Source organism: Fusicatenibacter faecihominis, assembly GCF_020686945.1.
GTDB lineage: Bacteria > Bacillota > Clostridia > Lachnospirales > Lachnospiraceae > Limivivens > Limivivens faecihominis.
Genome location: NZ_JAJEPR010000097.1, coordinates 1 through 1,447 on the forward strand (window position 1 = coordinate 1; position 1,447 = coordinate 1,447).

1 rRNA gene is annotated in these 1,447 nt (G+C 54.0%); it reads left to right on the forward strand.

The window, feature by feature from the left end:
- Positions 1-1,435 (forward strand): 16S ribosomal RNA (locus LKD71_RS18030); the annotation flags it as partial.
- Between the last annotated feature and the right edge of the window lie 12 nt (positions 1,436-1,447).

Consider the following 1,447-nt stretch of genomic DNA (forward strand, 5'->3'; position numbering starts at 1 on the left):
CATTTGTGACTGAGCGGCGGACGGGTGAGTAACGCGTGAGTAACCTGCCTCATACAGGGGAATAACAGTTAGAAATGACTGCTAATGCCGCATAAGCGCACAGGGCCGCATGGCCCGGTGTGAAAAACTCCGGTGGTATGAGATGGACTCGCGTCTGATTAGCTAGTTGGCAGGGTAACGGCCTACCAAGGCGACGATCAGTAGCCGGCCTGAGAGGGTGAACGGCCACATTGGGACTGAGACACGGCCCAAACTCCTACGGGAGGCAGCAGTGGGGAATATTGCACAATGGGGGAAACCCTGATGCAGCGACGCCGCGTGAGTGAAGAAGTATTTCGGTATGTAAAGCTCTATCAGCAGGGAAGAAAATGACGGTACCTGACTAAGAAGCCCCGGCTAACTACGTGCCAGCAGCCGCGGTAATACGTAGGGGGCAAGCGTTATCCGGATTTACTGGGTGTAAAGGGAGCGTAGACGGCTTTGCAAGTCTGACGTGAAACTCCGGGGCTCAACTCCGGAACTGCGTTGGAAACTGTAAGGCTTGAGTGCCGGAGAGGTAAGCGGAATTCCTAGTGTAGCGGTGAAATGCGTAGATATTAGGAGGAACACCAGTGGCGAAGGCGGCTTACTGGACGGCAACTGACGTTGAGGCTCGAAAGCGTGGGGAGCAAACAGGATTAGATACCCTGGTAGTCCACGCGGTAAACGATGAATACTAGGTGTTGGGGGACAAAGTCCTTCGGTGCCGCCGCAAACGCATTAAGTATTCCACCTGGGGAGTACGTTCGCAAGAATGAAACTCAAAGGAATTGACGGGGACCCGCACAAGCGGTGGAGCATGTGGTTTAATTCGAAGCAACGCGAAGAACCTTACCAAGTCTTGACATCGATTCGACGGGAGTGTAATGACTCCTTTCCCTTCGGGGACGAAGAAGACAGGTGGTGCATGGTTGTCGTCAGCTCGTGTCGTGAGATGTTGGGTTAAGTCCCGCAACGAGCGCAACCCTTATCTTCAGTAGCCAGCGAGTAAGGTCGGGCACTCTGGAGAGACTGCCAGGGACAACCTGGAGGAAGGTGGGGATGACGTCAAATCATCATGCCCCTTATGACTTGGGCTACACACGTGCTACAATGGCGTAAACAAAGGGAAGCGAACCTGTGAGGGTGGGCAAATCCCAAAAATAACGTCTCAGTTCGGATTGTAGTCTGCAACTCGACTACATGAAGCTGGAATCGCTAGTAATCGCGAATCAGCATGTCGCGGTGAATACGTTCCCGGGTCTTGTACACACCGCCCGTCACACCATGGGAGTCGGTAACGCCCGAAGTCAGTGACCCAACCGCAAGGAGGGAGCTGCCGAAGGCGGGACTGGTAACTGGGGTGAAGTCGTAACAAGGTAGCCGTATCGGAAGGTGCGGCTGGATCACCTCCTTTCTAAGGAAAAGA